At 64.2% G+C, this 20,057-nt stretch carries 12 protein-coding genes; 1 reads left to right on the plus strand and 11 read right to left on the minus strand.

Features of this window, described 5'->3' with window-relative positions; genetic code table 11:
- Window positions 1-19: 19 nt before the first annotated feature.
- Window positions 20-514: a methylated-DNA--[protein]-cysteine S-methyltransferase gene (locus LY622_RS18415; protein ID WP_234292205.1), complete on the minus strand. Its 495-nt coding sequence runs from the start codon at window positions 512-514 to the stop codon at window positions 20-22.
- Window positions 515-706: 192 nt separating this feature from the next.
- On the opposite strand from LY622_RS18415, the gene LY622_RS18420 reads away from it, so the two are divergent.
- Window positions 707-1,021 carry a high-potential iron-sulfur protein gene (locus LY622_RS18420; RefSeq protein ID WP_234282168.1) on the plus strand — a complete coding sequence of 105 codons (315 nt, stop codon included), beginning with the start codon at window positions 707-709 and terminating at the stop codon, window positions 1,019-1,021.
- Between the two features lie 90 nt (window positions 1,022-1,111).
- Here the strand turns inward: LY622_RS18420 and LY622_RS18425 are convergent, their stop codons facing one another.
- The 10 genes from LY622_RS18425 to LY622_RS18470 form a co-directional block, all read right to left on the minus strand.
- Window positions 1,112-2,665, minus strand: coding sequence for a SpoVR family protein (locus tag LY622_RS18425; protein WP_234282170.1), 1,554 nt, complete (start codon window positions 2,663-2,665; stop codon window positions 1,112-1,114).
- A gap of 17 nt (window positions 2,666-2,682) precedes the next feature.
- Window positions 2,683-3,963, minus strand: coding sequence for a YeaH/YhbH family protein (locus LY622_RS18430; RefSeq protein ID WP_234292206.1), 1,281 nt, complete (start codon window positions 3,961-3,963; stop codon window positions 2,683-2,685).
- A gap of 24 nt (window positions 3,964-3,987) precedes the next feature.
- Window positions 3,988-5,910: a PrkA family serine protein kinase gene (locus LY622_RS18435; RefSeq protein ID WP_234292207.1), complete on the minus strand. Its 1,923-nt coding sequence runs from the start codon at window positions 5,908-5,910 to the stop codon at window positions 3,988-3,990.
- Between the two features lie 555 nt (window positions 5,911-6,465).
- A complete protein-coding gene (locus LY622_RS18440) occupies window positions 6,466-7,095 on the minus strand; it encodes a hypothetical protein (RefSeq protein WP_234292208.1) in 630 nt (209 codons plus the stop codon).
- Between the two features lie 98 nt (window positions 7,096-7,193).
- Complete coding sequence (locus LY622_RS18445) at window positions 7,194-8,168, minus strand: hypothetical protein (RefSeq protein ID WP_234292209.1); 975 nt, start codon at window positions 8,166-8,168, stop codon at window positions 7,194-7,196.
- Window positions 8,169-8,266: 98 nt separating this feature from the next.
- Window positions 8,267-9,247: a hypothetical protein gene (locus tag LY622_RS18450; protein ID WP_234292210.1), complete on the minus strand. Its 981-nt coding sequence runs from the start codon at window positions 9,245-9,247 to the stop codon at window positions 8,267-8,269.
- A 141-nt stretch (window positions 9,248-9,388) separates the two neighbouring features.
- On the minus strand, window positions 9,389-10,480 hold the full coding sequence (locus LY622_RS18455) for a WD40 repeat domain-containing protein (RefSeq protein WP_234292211.1): 1,092 nt from the start codon (window positions 10,478-10,480) through the stop codon (window positions 9,389-9,391).
- 100 nt (window positions 10,481-10,580) lie between these two features.
- On the minus strand, window positions 10,581-12,014 hold the full coding sequence (locus tag LY622_RS18460) for a hypothetical protein (protein ID WP_234292212.1): 1,434 nt from the start codon (window positions 12,012-12,014) through the stop codon (window positions 10,581-10,583).
- Window positions 12,015-12,027: 13 nt separating this feature from the next.
- The gene (locus LY622_RS18465; RefSeq protein WP_234292213.1) at window positions 12,028-14,406 is read right to left on the minus strand and encodes a hypothetical protein; all 2,379 of its coding nucleotides are present in this window, start codon (window positions 14,404-14,406) and stop codon (window positions 12,028-12,030) included.
- An 88-nt stretch (window positions 14,407-14,494) separates the two neighbouring features.
- Complete coding sequence (locus LY622_RS18470; protein WP_234292214.1) at window positions 14,495-20,050, minus strand: vWA domain-containing protein; 5,556 nt, start codon at window positions 20,048-20,050, stop codon at window positions 14,495-14,497.
- Window positions 20,051-20,057 lie beyond the last annotated feature (7 nt).

Genomic DNA, 20,057 nt, shown 5'->3' on the forward strand with positions numbered 1-20,057 from the left:
TTGCAGTGTCTCCCTCACCCTACCTAGGGTGGGGGAGGGATTCCACCATTGCCGAGTGCTCCATGGATAACAACGAGTCCTTGAGTGCCTGTCCCCCGCTGTAGCTGCCTAGCCCGTCGGCTGCCACGACCCTGTGGCAGGGAATGAGCAGCGGGACGGGATTGGCAAGCGCCGCCGCCGACACGGCCCGCGCCGCCCCCTCGTGGCCCAGCCGATGAGCCAGCTCGCCGTAGGTGCGGGTTTCGCCGTAGGGAATGCGCAGCAGCGCCGACCAGACATCCCGCTGGAAGTCGCTGCCCCCCGGCGCCAGGGAGAGGCTGAAGCTGCGCCGGCGGCCGGCCAGATACCCCTCGACCTGTTCACGGGCTTCTGCCAGTGCCGCGTCATCCCGGCGCGCCTCAGCCGGATCCGGTTCGTCGTCGGCCGCCACGACCAGGCGGCTGACCTGCTGCTGCTCGTCGGCTTCAATCAGAATGTCGCCCATGGGCGAAGCAAATCGGGTAAAGATCGGCATGGCATCCCCTCCGTCGGTTCAAGAAAGTCATCCTGACTGTATGATCATAGCGAACTCGGCGGGCCCAATCCTGTCGCACACTAGGTGGGCGGACGCATGGTCCGCCCATTGGTCGAGGCTACGAGATGCCCGGCAAAGGGCTATCATTGCCAGACACCGATAACTTCAGGACCGTGACGAAAAGGAGAACCCATGGCCAATCAGAGCCGCCGTGACTTCATGCGCAACAGCTTGCTCGGTGTAGCCGCCCTGCCTCTGGGGGCCGGTATCCTGTCGAAACAGGCCTTTGCCCAGACGCTGCCTCGGCTGGACCCCAACGACGAACAGGCCCAGGCGCTGAACTACGTCGAAGTGGCCGAAGACGCCAGCGATCATCCTGCCTTCGAGGCGGGTGAGTACTGCGACAACTGCATGTTCTTTGATTCGGGGACAGAAGGGTGTCAGCTGTTTCCGCAGAACAGTGTTGAACCTCGAGGCTGGTGCCAGTCCTGGGCACCGATGGATTGAGCCGCTGGCTCGATGCTGGACAACAGGCGCCTGTTCGGGCGCCTGTTCTTGTTGGAGTTCGCCGACCCGCCTGCCTGCCAACCGTCTCCTTCACTTCGCCTCCTCGTCCGGTAGCGGCCATTGCAGGCTCCGCCCCACGGAATCGTCATCCATGATGGACTCCAGCCTCACGGGGAATCCCCACAGCTGATACAGGTGGCGCAGCACCGGATAGACGCTGCGTCCCAGGGGGCGGCGGCTGTCCTGCACATGATGCAGCGTCAAGGAGCGGTCGCCGCGGATATTGGCAGCATGGACCTGTATGTTGGGCTCGCGAACCGACAGCGCATATTGGGTGGCCAGGGCGTCCCTGACGCGCCGATAGCCCCGCTCATCGTGTATCGCCGTCACTTCCAGCATTTCGTCCTGGTCGTCATCCACGATGGTGAAGAGCTTCAGGTCACGGATCACCTTGGGTGAGAGGAACTGCTGGATGAAGGATTCGTCCTTGAAGTTGCGCATGGCGAAATGCACCGTTTCCAGCCAATCCCCACCCGCCGTATCGGGAAACCACTCGCGATCCTCGTCGGTGGGGGCTTCGCACATGCGCTTGATGTCGCTGAACATGGCAAACCCCAGTGCATAGGGGTTGATGCCACTGTAGTACGGACTGTCGAAGTCCGGCTGATTGACCACCGCCGTGTGCGACTGCAGGAATTCGAGAATCAGGCCTTCATCGACCAGCCCATCGTCGTAGAGGCGGTTCATCAGGGTATAGTGCCAGAATGATGCCCAGCCCTCGTTCATTACCTGGGTCTGCCGCTGGGGATAGAAGTACTGGGCCAGCTTGCGCACGATGCGCACGATTTCGCGCTGCCAGGGGGCCAGCAGCGGCGCGTTCTTCTCGATGAAATAGAGCAGGTTTTCCTGAGGCTCCGGTGGATAGCGCCCGCCTTCGCGCAGGCCCAGCGGGTCTTCGCCATCGCTCAGGGAGCCGGGCAGGGCATCGTCTAGCGGACGATCGGGAATGGTTCGCCACAGCATGTTGACCTGGGCCTGCAGGTACGCCTCGCGTTCAGTCTGACGCCTGGCCTCCTCTTCGGCAGAAATCGGTGAAGGGCGCTTGTAGCGATCGACACCATAGTTCTGCAGCGCATGGCAGGCGTCCAGCAGTTGCTCCACTGCCGTCACGCCGTGGCGCTGCTCGCAGTCGGCCACGTACTTGCGGGCGAAGACCAGGTAATCGACGATCGAGCTGGCGTCCGTCCAGGCCCGGAACAGGTAGTTGCCCTTGAAGAAGGAGTTGTGGCCGTAGCAGGCGTGGGCCATGACCAGCACCTGCATCATCAGGGTATTCTCCTCCATCAGGTAGGCGATGCAGGGATCGGAGTTGATCACCAGCTCATAGGCCAGCCCCATCTGGCCGCGCCGATAGGCCTGTTCCACCGCCAGGAACTGCTTGCCGAACGACCAGTGATGGTAGCCCACCGGCATACCCACGCTGGCATAGGCATCCATCATCTGTTCCGTGGTGATGATCTCGATCTGATTGGGATAGGTATCCAGGCGATACTCATCGGCCAGACACGCCAGCTCCCGCTCATAGGCTTCCAACACCTCGAAATTCCAGTCGGAGCCGGTAGCAATGGGCTTGCGTCGGGTCATGGTGCCTCCTGTCCGCATCAGTGGGCGGAGCGGCGCTTGAACAGCTCACGGAAAACCGGGTAGATATCGCCGGCCTCTACGATCTGGCGCATGGCAAAACGGTCGGGAAACTCGTCGGCCACCGTCTCGTACTCTTCCCATAGCGCCTGGTGGGCATGGGGCGTGATTTCCACGTAGGTGTAGTACTGCAACCGTGGCATGAGGGACTTCATCAGCTGCTCCCGACAGGTGATGGAGTCGTCGTCCCAGTTGTCACCATCCGAGGCCTGGGCCACGTAGAGGTTCCACTGCCCGGGGGGGTAGCGCTTGGTGATGATCTCGTCGACCAGGGTCAGGGCACTGGAGACGATGGTGCCGCCGGTCTCCCGGGAGTAGAAGAACTCCTCCTCGTCGACCTCCTTGGCGGCGGTATGGTGGCGCACGAAGACCAGCTCGACCTTCTCGTAGTTGCGCTCCAGGAACAGGTAGAGCAGCAGGAAGAAGCGCTTGGCGATATCCTTGTGGGCCTGGGTCATGGAGCCCGAGACATCCATGACGCAGAACATCACCGCCTTGCTCGACGGCTGGGGCTGATTGATCAGGTTGTTGTATCGCAGGTCGTAGGTATCGATGAACGGCACCGCCTCCAGGCGCTTCTCCAGGCGCTCGATCTCGGCCTTGAGCTCGGCGATGCGCGCCGGGTTGCGCAATACCGGGTCCTTGCCCTCCTCCATATCAAGCGCTTCGCGAGCTTCACGCAGCGCCCGTCGAATGGGCGCACGCATGGCAATCCGCCGCGCGTAGGCCTCACGCATGGAACGCACGATATTCATGCGTGCCGGCACGCCATCTCGGGACACCCCCGCTCGCACCGGCCGCACCTCGTCGAGATCCACCAGCGCCTTGCGCTCCAGATGCGGCAATTCCAAGCCGTCGAAGACGAAGTCAAGGAACTCCTCTCGACTCAAGGTGAAGGCGAATTCATCCATGCCTTCGCCCTGGTTTGAGGCCCCGCCTTCACCCGCCCCGCCTGCGCCCCCCCCGCCGGGGCGGCGCAGGCGGTCGCCTTCGACGAACTCCTTGTTACCGGGGCTGACGATGGTCCGCTTGCCGCCCGGGCCGTGCTGAAATACCGGTTCGGAGATGTCGCGAGCCGGAATCGACACCTTCTCGCCGCGCTCCATATCGGTGATCGAGCGGCGATTGACCGCCTCCTCCACCGAACGCTTGATATGCGTCCGGTAGCGGTCGAGAAAACGCTGCCGATTGACAGCACTCTTGTGCTTGGCATTGGCGCGTCGATCGATGAAATAGGTCATGGTGACCTCCCAGGCCAGCGCCGGTTACTGCGACTTGCGCACGCGCAGGTACCACTCCGAGAGCAGCCTTACCTGCTTCTCCGTATAACCGCGATCCTTCATGCGCTCGACGAAGTCCTCGTGCTTCTTCTGATCTGCCGTGGACGCCTTGGCATTGAAGGAGATCACCGGCAGCAGCTCTTCGGTATTGGCGAACATCTTGTGCTCGATGACCCCCCTGAGCTTCTCGTAGGACTGCCAGCTGGGGTTCATGCCATTGTTCTGGGCCCGCGCCCGCAGCACGAAGTTGACCACCTCGTGTCGAAAATCCTTGGGGTTGGAGATACCCGCCGGCTTCTCTATCTTCTCGAGCTCCTCGTTGAGAGACTGGCGGTTGAAGAGCTCCCCGGTTTCGGGATCTCGATACTCCTGATCCTGGATCCAGAAGTCGGCATAGGTCACGTAGCGATCGAAGATGTTCTGACCGTATTCGGAGTAGGACTCCAGGTAGGCGGTCTGGATCTCCTTGCCGATGAAGTCCACGTAGCGCGGCGCCAGGAACTCCTTGATGAAGCGCAGGTAGCGCTCGAAGGTCTCCTTGGGCAGCTGCTCCTGCTCCAGGCGTTGTTCGAGCACATACAGCAGGTGTACCGGGTTGGCGGCAATCTCGTGATTGTCGAAGTTGAACACCTTGGAGAGGATCTTGAAGGCGAAGCGCGTGGACAGCCCGGACATGCCCTCGTCGACACCCGCCGTATCGCGGTACTCCTGGATCGACTTGGCCTTGGGGTCGGTGTCCTTCAGGTTCTCGCCGTCATAGATCCGCATCTTGGAGTAGATGCTGGAGTTCTCCGGCTCCTTGAGCCGCGAGAGCACCGAGAACTGGGCCAGCATGCGCAGGGTGTCCGGTGCACAGGGTGCCTGGTCGAGCGATGAGTGCTCGAGCAGCTTCTTGTAGATCTTGATCTCTTCGGTGACCCGCAGGCAGTAGGGCACCTTGACGATGTAGACCCGATCGAGGAAAGCCTCGTTGTTGCGGTTGTTGCGGAAGGCCTGCCACTCGCTTTCGTTGGAGTGGGCCAGCACGATGCCTTCGAAAGGAATCGCCCCCATGCCCTCCGTGGGGTTGTAGTTACCCTCCTGGGTGGCGGTCAGCAACGGGTGCAGCACCTTGATCGGTGCCTTGAACATCTCGATGAACTCCATCAGCCCCTGGTTCGACTTGCACAGGCCGCCGGAGAAGCTGTAGGCATCCGGGTCATCCTGGGAGTAGAGCTCTAGCTGGCGGATATCCACCTTGCCCACCAGGGAGGAGATGTCCTGGTTGTTCTCGTCACCGGGCTCGGTCTTGGAGATGGCGATCTGGTTGAGCCGGGACGGATAGAGCCTGACCACCTTGAATTCGGAGATGTCGCCGCCGTACTCCCTGAGCCGCTTGGAGGCCCAGGGCGACATCACGCTCTTCACGTAGCGCCGGGGGATGCCGTACTCCTTCTCGAGCAGCTCGCCATCCTCCTCGGGCGAGAAGAGCCCCAGGGGCGACTCGTAGACCGGCGAGCCCTTGATGGCATAGAAGGGGATGTGCTCCATCAGCAGCTTGAGCCGCTCGGCAAGCGACGACTTGCCGCCCCCCACCGGCCCCAGCAGATAGAGGATCTGCTTGCGCTCCTCCAATCCCTGGGCGGCATGGCGGAAGTAGGCAACGATCTGCTCGATTGCCTCTTCCATGCCGTAGAATTCGGCGAAGGCGGGATAGCGACGAATCACCTTGTTGGAGAAGATCCTCGAGAGCCTTGAGTCCTTGGCAGTGTCGATCACCTCGGGCTCGCCAATTGCCTGGAGCATGCGCTCGGCAGCGCTGGCATAGGCCATGGGGTCTTCGCGACACAGCTCAAGATATTCCTGCAGGGACATTTCTTCCTGCTGGACACGAGAGAAGCGGTTCTGCACATGATCGAAGATGCTCATCGAAGCCTCCTGTTTGCCCACCCTGACGGCCACCGCCACAGTCGATGACCTCACCGGGTTACTCATCAGCCTAGTCAGCTTCCGGCGGAGCGGCCGGGGGAACTGTCAACGCAGTGAATGACTATCCATGAGAACGCAGGGACCGCCGAGGGTTCGATGAAGAAACGTATGCTGATTTAACGATGCATGGACGCAAAGCTAAAAAATCGCTCGACACCTCGCCGAAACGCCCGTCTGGTACGGCAATGGGGCCAGAGCGCCTTGGGAGGCGTATCGATCATGCTCCTGCGGCGGCGCCCGTCGTTTCAGGGCCATCGAGGAAAAGAGTAGCGGGCTGCCCTCCAGGTTCAAGGCGCCGCAGCCCATCCGAAGAAAACCTTCGCTGCGCTCCGTGCGCAGCCGGATATTCCCTCACGCTGGCTCAAGGTTCAGCGCCGGGTTCAACGCAAGAGCTTGGCCGGCACCCTGGTGCCGGCCGGAACGAAGGACTGATTGACGTCGACCGCGCTTTCGCTGGCTGGACGCAAGAATGGCTTCAATGCCCTGGCATCGGTTTCAGCGTGCCGCCTTCGCGCGCACATCGGCCAGGTCCCAGGCCTTGAGCAGCTCGACGGCGACATCGGGTGACTCGACTCCCTGCCCCTTCACCTGCATCAGGATCCGTCCGTCGAGCAGCAGCGTCGCCTCGACCCGGGAGCGTTCCGCCTCCCACTTGACGATGGCGGACTCGCGCCCCATTCGGACACGCTCCATGTTGGGCTGGGCAGCGATCATGGCGGGATTGTTGAACATCGCAGCCATGCCCTGGACCATGGGGTTGTCGATCATCAAAGACGCTTCCAGGCGTCCCTCCCCTTCGTCCTCGCGATAGTTGCGCTGCAGCATGGAACCACCGCCCCCCATCAGGGCCGCCGCGCCGCCACCGCCGGCGGATTCGGCTTCACCTGCGGTCCAGCCCTCGGGGGCGTCGGGGAAGGTTTCGGCAATGCGTCCCGACAGTAGCTTGCGGATGTCGTTGATGGCGAACTCCAGCTCGGTGACCGCCCCGCCATAATCCTCCTCTTGATACAGCTCGAGACCCAGTTCGATCTGTTCGACGACCTCATCGGCCAGCGCTGAAGCGGTGAATGGCATTGCCAGCGTGGCACCCAACAGGGCGACCCCAAGAGAGCGTTTACTGCGCATATTCGTTTTCCTCGTTGTTTTGTCTAGCCAATCTTGCCTATCCCGTCTTTCCTACCCCGTCTTGCCAACCCATGCGGCAACCGTTTCAGGTGGCCGGCTCACCCCTCATCCAGCGCAATCCAGCGCAGGTCGCCGGCCAGCGCCACGTCATCCTCCCCGCTGGCATCGATGTTGAACTCGGCATCGTAGCGCTCGCCGTTGGCCACCAGTGTCAGCTCTCCGCTGACCTCATCGATGTCATGTTGGGTGAACTGGGCGCGCACGGCATCATCGCCGCGCCCTTCCTGTACCGGATAGCTTCCCGCTGTCGCACCCGCAGGCAGGTAGAGATAGATCCCGTGGCCGACGATCAGCATGTTGTCGCGCGCGGTAATACGGGAAAGTGTGGTCTCGGTTTCGCCGTTAACGGTTATGTCGTACTCCGCCTCGGACTGCAGCGTCAGCGGGAGGTCCTTGACGGCACCTTCGCTTGCCACGCGGCTTGCCTCCTCGCCACGCCCATCGGCGGCCTCCAGCAGCCAGGCAGCACTGACCCTTTCCCCGAACGCTTCCAGGTAAACGCTGCCCGAGACCTGCCGCGAGAATGACCACCCCATGCCGTCACCCCGAACATGGGCTTGCACCTGGTGGTCCTCGGCGTCGGCGAAACTCGCCACCTCGTAGTTCTTGCCTGCCTCTGCGGCTGCCGGCAGCACCAGCGAGACCCAGGCACGCACAACATTGTCAGGATCATCCTCGTGGGTCGCATCGGTGTAGATTGAAATGACATACGGCCCTTCGGCATTGCTACCTCGACGGGAAGAGCCACCTCCCAGAGCAGGCCGGAAGATATCGTTGCTGACACCGCCGTAGCGCGGATCATCCGCCGTGGTGTACTCACCTGTCGAGGTAGCGGCCCCGCTGATGCTGATCATCGACTCGCCGCTTTCCACCCGCTCCAGCAGGCCAGCAAGCTCACCGCCGCCGTCACTTTGCACACCGCCCTGCTGCGAAGCGCCATCGTCTGTCTGCACGGCGCTGGAAGCGGATTCATCACCGCATGCCGTCAATAATCCCAGGCCGACAAGCGTCATGCCTGCCAGCCACGTACCTTGGCTTCCCCGACTCATGCTCATATCGCACCTTATCTGCATCTTGTTCTGGTCTCAGCGCATTTCCCTGCCCCGCGGTGTCACTGCGTAACTTCTGCTCCCTGCGTGTCGTCGCCTGTCGTCGTCTGTGTGGCACGCAGCTTCAGCTTGCGGAACTTGGCCGACATGCCATCCAGCTTGGCCTCCCACTCGGCGTCCGGCTGCTGGCCTTCGATGGCCTTGAAATACGCCTGCATCATGCAGGTGATGGCAAAGGGCTCCAGTACCGCCACCTTGACGCTCCAGGCGAACAGCAGTGCGACGATGACCCCGGTCGCCGACCAGCCACCGGGAATGAGATAGGCCACCAGGGCAGCGGGCGCCAGCATGACCAGGAAGACCAGGAACGAGAGGCCGTAGACGATCAGTGCCAGCCAGGCGGCATTCTTCAGCATCGGCTTGGCATTCTGGCCGTAGAGCACGAGCGCATCACGGGAGGAAGCCCAGGCGTTGTCGGAGCGGGTGCGAATACAGTAGGCCAGGATCACTTCGTCGATGAAGCCCACGGCGATGCGCAGGAACATTTCGACGAGCCGGAGGAACTGACGGGCACCGGGGATCGGCAACAGCCGGAATATCCCGCGAGCCAGGCCGGTAATCGCACGCAGCACGCCCTTGATCAGTTGATCCACCCCGAACAGCACGCTGGCCTGGGCAAAGCGCGCCTTCACCACGGTGCTGGCATGCTCGATCTGGCCACGTCCCTGGGGCAGAGGCTTGCCGTCCATCAGCTCCACCAGCACGGCAATATGGCCCGCCTTGACCATATACAGTAGGTACTCACGCAGGATGTACATGATGGCGCCGACGATCCCGAAGCCGACGACGCCGCCCCAGAAGGTGGAAGCGGCGCGGAAGCCCTCGTCGCCCAGGCCCCCGACGCCCCACCCCACGCCGGCACCGACCCCCGTCATCAGTACGTAGGCCAGTGCTACGCCGAAGTAGACGGCAAGGCGGAAGAGAATGAAAGGCAGCGTCTTCAGCATCAGGCCAAGGGCCTGGCCAATCTTGAAATCCCACATGTCGCCCCCTGCTGAGGATGAGTGTTGTCGTTGTTTCGCGTTACTGCTTTCGACTGATTCCAGTAGGTTAGCCAGGCTGGTGCGACGTGACCCCGTTCGTTTGGAGGGGGAATGCCGCTTCCCAGCCGAAGCTGGCCGGTGTCAATGGCATAGCGCCGTGGTCCAGGCGTCCGGCTCGGTGGGACCTCGTCGGCACTGCTGCTGCCGCCCGACTTCGCCGAGCTGCCAGCGCCCTTTGCTTGCAGGGTTGAAGATAAGCCTGTAGCGCATGGCGCGAACCGAATCATCCTTGAGTCCATCAAGGCTGAGCGTGACCAGGATATCGCCGTCCTGGCGCATACGCTGGGTGACCGTCTCCACGGTGACCGGGTTGAACTCGCGCATACCGTAGTGCCTGCGCGCCAGAGCCACGGGATCTTCGGTCGCTTCCACCTCAGGTAACTCGATGAGCTGATAGTCGTTGGCCGGCAGTGTGCCACCACCTGCCGGAGATGCTTCGGCCTGCCACAATCGCACCAGTGCTGCGGGGAAGGTCGGCGGCTTTCCCGCCCAGGCCAGCCGAATGCCATCCTTGCTCAAGGCCAGCGCATGGGCCGGGCCCTGCCGGGGCATCGGCAGGGCATCTGCCGCGGTTTCGGCATCAGGCCCATGCTGCAATTCGGCAGGAAAGGACTCCGCCCGCTCGGCAACATGGCCCGTCTCCAGCGCATAACGCTGCACATCCGCACCGCAGGCAGCCCATACGCTGGCCCCATCGGCGGAAAAGGCCACCTCGCGACACTCCTGGTCCCCGGCCAGGTCCTGGAGCAGCTTGCCCGTGGCCAGATCCCAGAGCTTGAGCGACGCGTCGGCCGCCACGCCCGGATTCCAGCTGGCGCTCACCAGGCTCCCGCCATCGGGGCTGAAGGCCAGCCCGGTGACAGGCAGCTGCCGGTCCACCTCCGGAGAGTGGTGGCCCTCCAGCCGATGCACCAGCTCACCGGTCGACGCCTCGCGTATCTCGAGATTTCCGTGTGCGGCGATCGCCACGCGAGCACCATCCGATGACAGCGCCAACTGCTCGACGCGCTCCCCCTCGACCTCTATCTCATGCAGCAGTTGGGCCTGCGTCCAGCCCGGCGTCGTGTTTCCCATGGCGGGGCCAAGCCAGCCACCTGCCACCAACCCAAGAACGAAAGCCCCGCCCCAGACGCCCGCACAGGACCGTGCGCCATATGAATTACGATGTGACACCTTCACCTCCTGAAGTCAGTGATCACTGCTGGTTCCAATCCACCACCCGCATGTGAGCATCCTTCCAGACGTTCGCCCAAAGGCTGGGACTCCTCTTCGGTCAGGGTTCCACGGGGAGCCTGACCCGCTCGGTGACCGAGACACCGCCATATTCGAACTCGAGTTCGCCGGCCGCCGCATCAAGGCGATAGAGCAGCTGAAAGTGACGAGGCTCATCATCGGCGGGCAGCCAGAAGGGCTCCTCGAGCACGAGAGGGCCCCGCTGATAGGCTGCGACCAGCTCTCCTGCCGGCTCTTGTAGCCGGAATCGATCGGCAGCCGTCATCATGCCGCCCACCCCGCTCAGGTTGCTCATCGAGGCCTCGATCAGCGCCAGGCGCTCGTCCCCTTCGGTCGTGTGACCGGCAAAGCCGTCGACATGCTCGAGTGCGTGAAGCGTTACACGGATCGGGTCATCCTCGATTACGGCCACCGGCTCACTCTCGATTGGCACCGAATTACCCTCTTGCAGCAGGAAGCGCAGTGCCGGGCGGATGTCGGAAGAGATATCGGTGCCGCGGAACTGGGGCATATAAGCAACGAGCTCCAGGGATTGGGCATCCTTCGGCACCGGGAACACCGCCTGGCCTCCCGCCCAGGCATCGGGCAGCAGGGCTGGATTATCCTCAAGGCTGCTCAGCAGAAGCTCACGGACATAGGCGTGCCGGCCATCCACTACCGCCTGCAGCAAGCCAGGCCCCTCGATATATTCCATGACCCGTCGCAGACTGTCCTGCTCCTGGGGATTGGCATCGCGATCCAGCGCCAGCGAATCCACGGAAGTTCGCCACTCCCCCTGGCCGCGCACGTCAACTACCAGCCACTGCATACCTTCGGGGGCCGATTCGCCCAGCCAGGCGCTGTGCAAACCAACCTCGTGCACCCCCAGGGACAGCAGGTCGTGGCCGTCGACGTCTTGTGCCGCTTGCCGCAAGGCCTGGGGCTGCTCGGCCTTTCCCAGCAACGGCACCGTCAGGGGAGCATACTGGTCGTGGTAATAGTGCAGGGAAAGGCTCTCAAGGCCCGTTTCGGGAATGGCATAGGTCAGCTCTCCAGCGACCACCGCACCGTTATGCGGCAGCACCAGCTCATCATCGATGGCCGCCTGGCCCAGATGCGCCCGTCGTACCACGGTGTCGCCGTTGACCAGCAGGTACCCCTGGCGCTCGAAGGAACCGATCAGCACTGCCTCCGGGTAGCCGATATCGAATATCAGGTCGGCGGGCATGATATTTTCCACCTCCACGCCCAGGGTCAACCAGTGTCTACCCGCAGGTGCCGCCTGGCCCTCCAGTTCTTCATGCAAGGCCCACTCGGTGACACGGAGGTGCAGGGCGCGGTTGCAGCCCTCGGCGGCCAATGCACCGCGATTCCCCCCGGTCAGCTCGGCGGACTTCAGCTTCGGTGGAGAGCCTGCCCACACCGAAGAGGCGGCGAGAGTAGCCGCAAGCGCCAGTGCAGCCAGCCTATGCCGTGAAATAAGCGCACGTGTCATTGATGAGGCTCCTCTAGCAGGGGTCGGGCATCAGGTCCTCGACGATGGCGCTATTGACCTCGCCGAGGTAAGAATCCAGGGCCGCAAGATAGATCTTGGATTCGGTCGCAAACTTGGCGATTTCGACCCACTGGTCGGCCAGCTTGCCCAAGGCCCCCTCCGCGGCCGCTGAGGCACCTTCACGCAGGATGCAGCACTGCATGGCGCCAGGGCTGGGTTTGGTCAGGATGCAACTCCAGACCGCCTGGACCATCTCCACTGCAGAGGCAGCGTTGTCGATGCTGTTCATCAGCACCAGCACCTGCTCTACCATCTGACCGCGACCGTCGGGCCCCATGCCCAAGGCATCCCCGGTGACCGGATCGAGACGCCACCAGGTGGGTGCCATCCCGGGGTTCTCCGGCATTACCACTACCTGGCCCGACGACAGGGCCATTGCCATGGCGCCACGGCTCGCCGCACTCATTTCGGGAAGCTGTGCGATGCTGTCCACCAGCTGCCAGTTCTCTTCCGCTTCCAAGGCCTCGGCGTAGGCCAGGCTGGTATTGACGCCACGCCCTTGCCCCGGGTGTAGTTCGGCCTCGAGGACCGTATCCAGCACACCCTGGGCAAGGCGAACCCTGATTGCAGGGGCTTCCCCGGGTAATACCGCCACCCGGTTGTCAATGATGTCCAAGCCTCCCTCGATGGCGACTTCTCCCGCCTGGGGGACCAGGCGCTCGAAGGTAGACAGCAGGTTGAGGCGCGTCAGGGCCAGCCGCTCCCGGTGCTCACTTCGTCCATGTCGGTGATAAGCCAGAGCAAACAGTTCTGCCGGGTAGGGTGTAAGGCGCTCCATGGCCAGCCCCATCCGGCCGGGATCGTCGCGACGCACGGCATGCACGGCTCCCAGGGCTGCCATGCGGTTATCCAGCAGCCCCCCCAGCAGACGTGCCGCCGTATAGGGGTTCGACCACCAGTGCCCCTGGGCCAGCAGTTCGGTGGTGGAGAGCATGCTCAGTGCCCTGGCCTCTCGCGTGGCTTCGTCGAATACCAGCTCTCCGATATCACCCTGGCGCTGCTCGGCACCGAGGATATCCATCAGCGGCCGTTGGAAGGTTTCGATTTCCCTTCCGGGGGCGGCAACATGCAGGCGCAGCCACACGGCAGTAAGTTCAGCCGTATCGTCTTCTTCCTGCGCCTGGCGCCCTCCAGTGCCGATACTCCCCAGCACCTGGGCGGCCTCCGAGAATGCCTCGCCCACGCCGGTGCCTCCCTCAGGGTCGCCCAGACCTCCATCATCCAGGATGCTGTGCTGCACTACCGGCTCGTCGCCGATCATCAACAGTGGCAGCCACTCCTCCCGCGAGCTCAGTAGTGCCGGCAGCTCCTCTCTGGAAAAGCGCTCAGAGCCGCCCATAAGGTCCTCAGCAGAGGGCAGCCCCAAGGGCTGAAGATCGAGAACCAGGGAGTGCCGCGCTGCCTGGGCCGCCTCGAGCTCCACCTCCAGCGCCGTGCGCTCGCGAAGGCCTCCCGATTCAAGCCGCTCCGCCACCACCTCCAAGGTCAGTCGGTGTAGCTGCTCGTCAGGGATATCCTCGGTCCACAGGGTCACGATTTCACCCCTGTGGAGGCGCTCACCGACACCTAGCCCGGGCAGCGCTGGATCCAGGTCCAACCAGTCATCACCCTCACGCACCTGGACCCACCAGTGATCGCTCAAGGCCGCCTGCCACTCATCAAGGTACTGGATGACGTCGCTCCGGCCGGCCTCCGCCTCCAGCAGGGCCCAGAGCGACCGGGTCTGCTGATCGGTGCGCTGGCGTACGGCGCGCTCCATCGCCTCGCCCTGACGATCAACGCGTGCCAGCGCCTGGCGCAGTGCTTCACTGGGCATACCCAGCTCATCCGTGGCTCGCCGTAACGTCATCTCGTCCAGGGTCTGCTCCTGGTGCAGCGATTCGGCCCTCGGTAAGAACCAGTATTCCTCCAACGCCTCGAGCGCCTCCTCTTCCAGGCTGGCACGGGCCAACCTGACCCGATGCCCTGCAGCCTCCAGAAGGTCATGCAGCAGCAGGGCACGATCCAGGTGGCTGCCCGAGCGATCGATCAGTGCGCCACGACTTCCACGCAGCTTCCCGCTGTAGGGAAGCCAGCGGGTCTCGTCACGCACCCAGGAATAAAGCGACGCAACCGACCCCCCCAGGTCTTCCTGGCGCGCCGTTATCGACCACGCTTCCTCGGGAAGCCGACCAAGGGCGTCGGCGGCCCGGGAATAGGTTGCGTTGAGCGCCTGCTCCAGGGCCTGGTAACGATCCGCGGGTGCCCGACACTGGGACTCTGCCCAGGACGGCAGCGACATCGACAGCCCCAAGGCCAGCAGAAGATAGTGCCAAGGCTTGCAGCAACTCATGTTCACGGTATCCCCTCCAACTGAATCCTCCTTTCGTCCCGAACGGCGAAGGATAAACAACGGCCTAACAGGTCAGCCCGCCGAGATATCATGGTGTCAGACGAATCTCACGTGACTGCCTGGGCGAGATATCGAAGGCTTGGCGCCGCTCCCCGCTCTGGGTCTCCACCACCAGCTCATACTCGCCGACATCCAGCTTGACCGGTTCGCCGTCCACGCGTCCCCGGGCGACCTCGCTCCCATCACTGTCCAGCACCCGCCAGGTGGCCGCCAACGCCTGGGACAGGCCGGCGATCAGCTCATCGCCGTCGTGACTATCGAAGTACTCACCGCCGCCTTGGGCAGCGAAGCGCTCGAACTCGGCCTGCAGGACGACCTCATCGATATGGAAGCCGACGATATTGAGGCGCACGTCTACCCCCTCCTCGATCAGGGCCTCCACGGAGGCGGCCACATCGCCGTCACAGGTCTCCTCACCGTCGGTAAGCATCACCACCAGGCGAGGCTGGTCCTCGTAGCCCGAAAGGTCCTCCAGTACCGCATCGATGGAGGCCGCCAGCGGGGTGCGCGCCAGGTTGATGGCCTGGATGCCCGATACCACCTCTCGCACCTCGCCATGATTCCCGGGACGGGGCTCGACCAGCAGCTCGGTCTCGCAGCTATGGGGTTCGGTATGGCCGTAGGCACGCAGCGCAACCGGCACTTGCTCCGGAATGCGCTCATCGAGTACCTGCTGGACGATGCGCCGCGCCACCTCGATGCGACGACCGCCCTCCATCTGGCGCAGCATGGAGCCCGAGGCATCGAAGATCAGGTGTACTATTCCGCCGGCCACCGCCGGCTGCTCGCCGCTGACCACCTGGAAGGTGCCGGGCTCTGGAGGTGCCTGGTAACGGGATGTCACCTCCAGGGCAAAGGTCGTGGGCTGACGAACCTCCTGCATGCCGACCTCGAAGGCCCGCACCAGATCGCGGCGGTCCAGGGTATAGGCATAGCGACCGCCCCCCACATTGGCCCAGCTGCGCATCTGGTTCTGGTACCAGCGTGTCTCGCTGGCCAGACGCTGCTGTCCATGGGAAATCTCCAGGGTGAAGATGCGCGGCTGTACCCGTTCCAGGTCGTCCCAGACACTGATAGCCCGTCCCATCTGCTCGGCATCGGTGATCAGGAAGATGACCCTTTCCCGGTCAAGCGCCTCCAGTGCGCGCGTCGCGCCCTGAAGCGCCGGCTCGGCATCGGAGCTCTCGAAGCGTCCGTCGTAGGCAGCCAGGGTATGGCGCAGAATGCGCGGCTCCCCGCTCCACTCATCGAGCAGCATGGGGCCGCCTAGCGGCATCAGGTTGGCGACTTCCTGGTCGGGGTCGAGCCCTTCGGCAAAGCGGTTGATGGCCTGCAGAATCGGGGCCTGAAGCGCTTCCAGGCTGCCGCTGGCATCCCACAAGAAGGCGATGGCCCGAGCCGGCTCGGTGATGTCCAGGCGATACTCCCCGGGGGGAATGCCAACGGCCTCGCCGCGGCGCCACCCCTCGGGCTCACGCTGCCAGTCGAGAGACAACGTCTCACCATCGGGCGCTACCAGGCTGGCCTGGATCCTGCCGCGAAGCGTCTCACGCAGCCGCACCACCAGGGTGTTGTGCTCCTCCTCGATCCTCACCCGATAGCTGCGAGTATCATTCGGCTGCGCCAGGCGTCCGGTGACGGGCTCCTCCAGCCGCCGGGGCGCGTCGGGATGACTGGCGTCGTCGTCCACCGCGTCCGGAAGCGCTTCTTCGCTCAACGTCAGCTCATAGGGTCCCGACTGCCCTTCCCGGCCTTGCTCCGGCCAGTAGGCCAGGATCGACTCGCCGCCGCCCAACGGTTCCGCCTCATGGGCACGGATCTCGGCAGGCAGCCGCCAGCGACGCTCTGCCTGCTCCGGGTCCGGGTCCGGCTCGGGCATCAGCACCTCGAGGCGCAGATAGCGCGCCCAGACAGGGGTGTCCAGGCTCAGCTCGGCCAGCCCCTGCGCATCGCGCTCTAGGCGCCAGTCAGCCTGATGCTGCCAGGGGCCAACCGGGCTTTCGGTGCTGGAATAGACCCTTATCGTCTCGATGGACTGACCGCGGTGTTCAGGCGCCTCCTGCCAGCCCAGTTGCCCGAGCCTTGCCGCGCGCTGCTGCAGGAAGCCGAAGACCAACGATACGCCGCCCGGCTGCCATTCACCGCCCCGCTCCAGACCTCGTCCAAGGCGATCCCCATGGGCGCCATGGCCCTGGAACGCATTGCGCTCCGGCAGGGTCATCTCGTTGAGGGCGGGAACCTCGGGCCGCGTAGTGATCCAGTGCCCACCGCGACGATCCGCCAGCAGATCAGGGCGCTGGCGCGCCAGCTCATCAGCGGGCTCGCCCAGCACACGAAGCTGTCCGATGCCGGTGTCATCCAGCCGCCCCGTCTCCCCCCAGAAACCGAGAGGACGTAGCCCCAGGTAGCGGGCCTGGCGGGAAGACGCCAGGGCGAAGAACTGCTCGCCGTCGGCGGCGTCAAGCTCGAGGGTGGTGACCACCTCCAGGTCGTCGGGAGTGTCGCCCAGCGACACCTCGAGCTCGCGCCAGCGGTGCTCAGGAGGCTGACCCGAACGCTGGTTGATCACCAGCATCTCGACGTCGCCGCCGTCGCCGGCCAGGCGCAGGGGGGGCAGGGCCTCCCCCGGCTCGCCGCGATAGCGGAGATGGCTGCCCATCGAGCTCATGCCGTCGATCAGGTGCACCAGCCGGGGCTCGGAAGCCACGCGATGGGTACCCCAGCCGCTGGTGGCATCATCAATGATCGGCTCCCCGCTGTCGGGGTCTTCGAAGTAGGCACCGAGGCCCCACCAAGCCAGGTCCACCAGTCCTTGAGCCCGATCGCGCAGGGTCGCGTCCCCCGGGCTGACGCCGGCCTCGGCATCGGCGCTGCCGACAGCGAGGGTCGCCTCGAGCGTCTGGCCCGCAAGGCCGATGAAGAGTGACACCGGCGCCTCGTCATCCAGCCCGGTCGGCAGCGTCCAGGTCGGGGCCAGAATGACCTCCTCGCCGGGTTCCAATGTGAGGGTGTCGGGCAGCGCGTCAATGCGCCAGCCGGCATGGCTGGCATGGGCCTCGAGCGGCAGGGTCACCGGCGCCTCGGCGCCGTTGCTCAGCACCAGTCGGCTCTCCAACCGCTGGGGAGCGTCATGCCAGGCGGTCAGGGGGCCGTCTGCCTCGAAGCGGGCTTCGATGGCATCACTGCGCCTCTGCGATTCGGCCTGTCGTTCTGCGAGCAGGGGATCCTCGAGGATCAGGTCGATATGCCCCAGGCGCGCACGGCTCGCCCGCAGGTAGACCCTTGCCCGTGCCGGAACCTGCATCGCCACGGCTTCGGCGTCGTCACGCTGCGTCTCGACCTCCCGTGTGGGTAGCGCCTCACCCTGCTCATCGATCAGCTCGACCTGGGCGCGACTCAGGCGATTGTCCCCCAGCCGCTTGATTCGCACTTCCCTGGGGCTGTCGCCCACCGGGAGACGGAACCACTGGTAGTCGTTACCCAATCCGCTGTGGGGAAGCTCAATGCGACCGTCAGGTGGCGGTTCGGCGGCCAGTTCCTGGCGCGTCGCCATGGCATGCCCCGCCATCGGTTCCCAGGGCGCTTGTAAGTCCAGCCGGACTCGATAAGGACCGGCTGGCTCCCGATCTCCCAGCCAGAGATAATAGTTGCCGGCCGGCAGCCGACCGGTGAGTATCAGCGGCGATGTATCCAGTGCGCGACGTGGATGCACGGAGGCAATACGCTCTTCGTCCCGGTAGAGAATGGGCTGAACACGCCCGGCATCGGGCGGGGTAATCTTCAGCCGTATACGGTTGTCGCCTGGCAGGGTGAACCGATACCAGTCCTCGTCGGAGGCGTCGTGAAGATCGCCACGCATGACCTCTCCGAAAGTCAGCGCATTGGCCTGGCTGCGGGTGTCATTGGGCTCGCGCTCCCAGCCTTCTTCATCGGCCTCCAGACGCTCGGCAAGGATTCGATAGTCACTGTCGCTCCCGGAGAGCTCCAGGTAATAGGTGCCCGCCATCAGTTCGAGACGAGAAAAACCAAGGCCTTCCTTTTCACCTACAGGCCCGTAGGCTTGGGACCTGGCGAAATGGGAGCGCCCCGAATGGCCGGCCTGGTAGAGGCGAAGGTCATCCAGGTCATCGCCACTGGCCACAATGCGCCACACCTGATCAGAGCGCGGCACATCGAGCCGGAAAACCCCCTTTCGCGGGCCATTGAAGGTGCCCTGTAATTCTTGCTCTGGCGATAAGGCGGTTGCCACCTCGCGGCTGTCGTTGGGCTCCGCCACTTCCTGTGGAGTGGGCCGAGGAACGGATCGGCGAATCACCTCCACCGCGACGCCAGCCTCCTCCGTCTGCTGCGACGGCGTCAGCGCCAGGTAGTGACGGCCAGGGTCGAGACGTAGCCGATCGAAGAGTGCCTCCCGCGGGCCCGTGCGGCAGATCGCCTCCTGACCCAGGGCGTCCGCCAGGCACGCTTCGATCGGCGGATCCTCCGGGCCAAGCAGATCCAGCGCCCAGCCCTGCCCTTGAGCCTCTTCATCGTTGAGCTCAAAGGCCAGGTAGCTACGCTGACCGGGCAGCAGCTCAAGCACTTGAGTGGCCTGGGCGGGCAGAGCCAGGGCGTCTTCCCGTGTCGCTGCCACCGGCTCAGGCGCCGGCTCCGGAAGGGCCTCGCCCGGCTCGAGGCGCACCCGCACCCGGCCGATGGCCTCACCTTCCTCATCACGCGCCAGGGCCAGTGCGGCGCCTTCTTCCAGGGCCAGCTGGTCCCATTGTTGCTTCATCGGCAGAGGCCCCGTGGACGCCACCAGGGGCTCGTCCGATGCATCCACCGGCTGCGCCATTACCGCATGGCCAAGTTCGGTCAGCAGGGAGAGCCGCCAGAGCCGGGCGTCGTTCTCATCGAGCTCAAGGGGGAGCTGCAGGCGCGATGCATTGAGCTGATAGAACCAGTCGCGGCCCGGGCCAATGACCAGGGCGTCGGCATTCGATGGAGCCTCTGCCGTGCCATGAAGGGTGATCTCATCGGCAGGCTCGACGGTGAGCTGATATTCGCCCTGCCCTCCGTGCGTCTCGACCTCGATCCGATAGTCGCCATGGGACACCAGCAGGGAGGTCACGCGATCACCGGCGGTATCGGGCGTGGCCTCAAGGGTCAGCAGCGGCTCGTCGGTCGCGCGCCCCTCAGCGGCAGCAGGGCCTGAAGCATGCGACGCGTCGTCCGACGCCTCATCGGCGGTGCCAAATGTCGACGTTGCCGGCGCCTCGCCAAACGTCGTGACACCCTGCGGTTCCCCTTGCCCTGCCGAAGCCTGGTCAGCGTGCAGGCTTACCCGCAATCGCTCAGCGGTGGTGGCGCGCAGCGATATCTGCCACAGGTAACCCACCTCACGGTCATCGATCGACCAGGTGAAGGCGTGCCGCTCCCCCTCGGCCAGCTCTCCCAGGACACGGGCTGCCCCGCGAAAGCCCTGGGAAGGCGGCATGCCCTCAGCCAGGGGTTCGGCCACCAGGGTTCGGGGGTAAGCGTAGGCCGACGCACCGTTTACCAGTGCCGCCAGCAGCACCACAGCCAGCAGGCTGATCATTGCCATTCCGCCC

It is taken from the genome of Halomonas alkalisoli (genome assembly GCF_021412585.1).
GTDB lineage: Bacteria > Pseudomonadota > Gammaproteobacteria > Pseudomonadales > Halomonadaceae > Halomonas > Halomonas alkalisoli.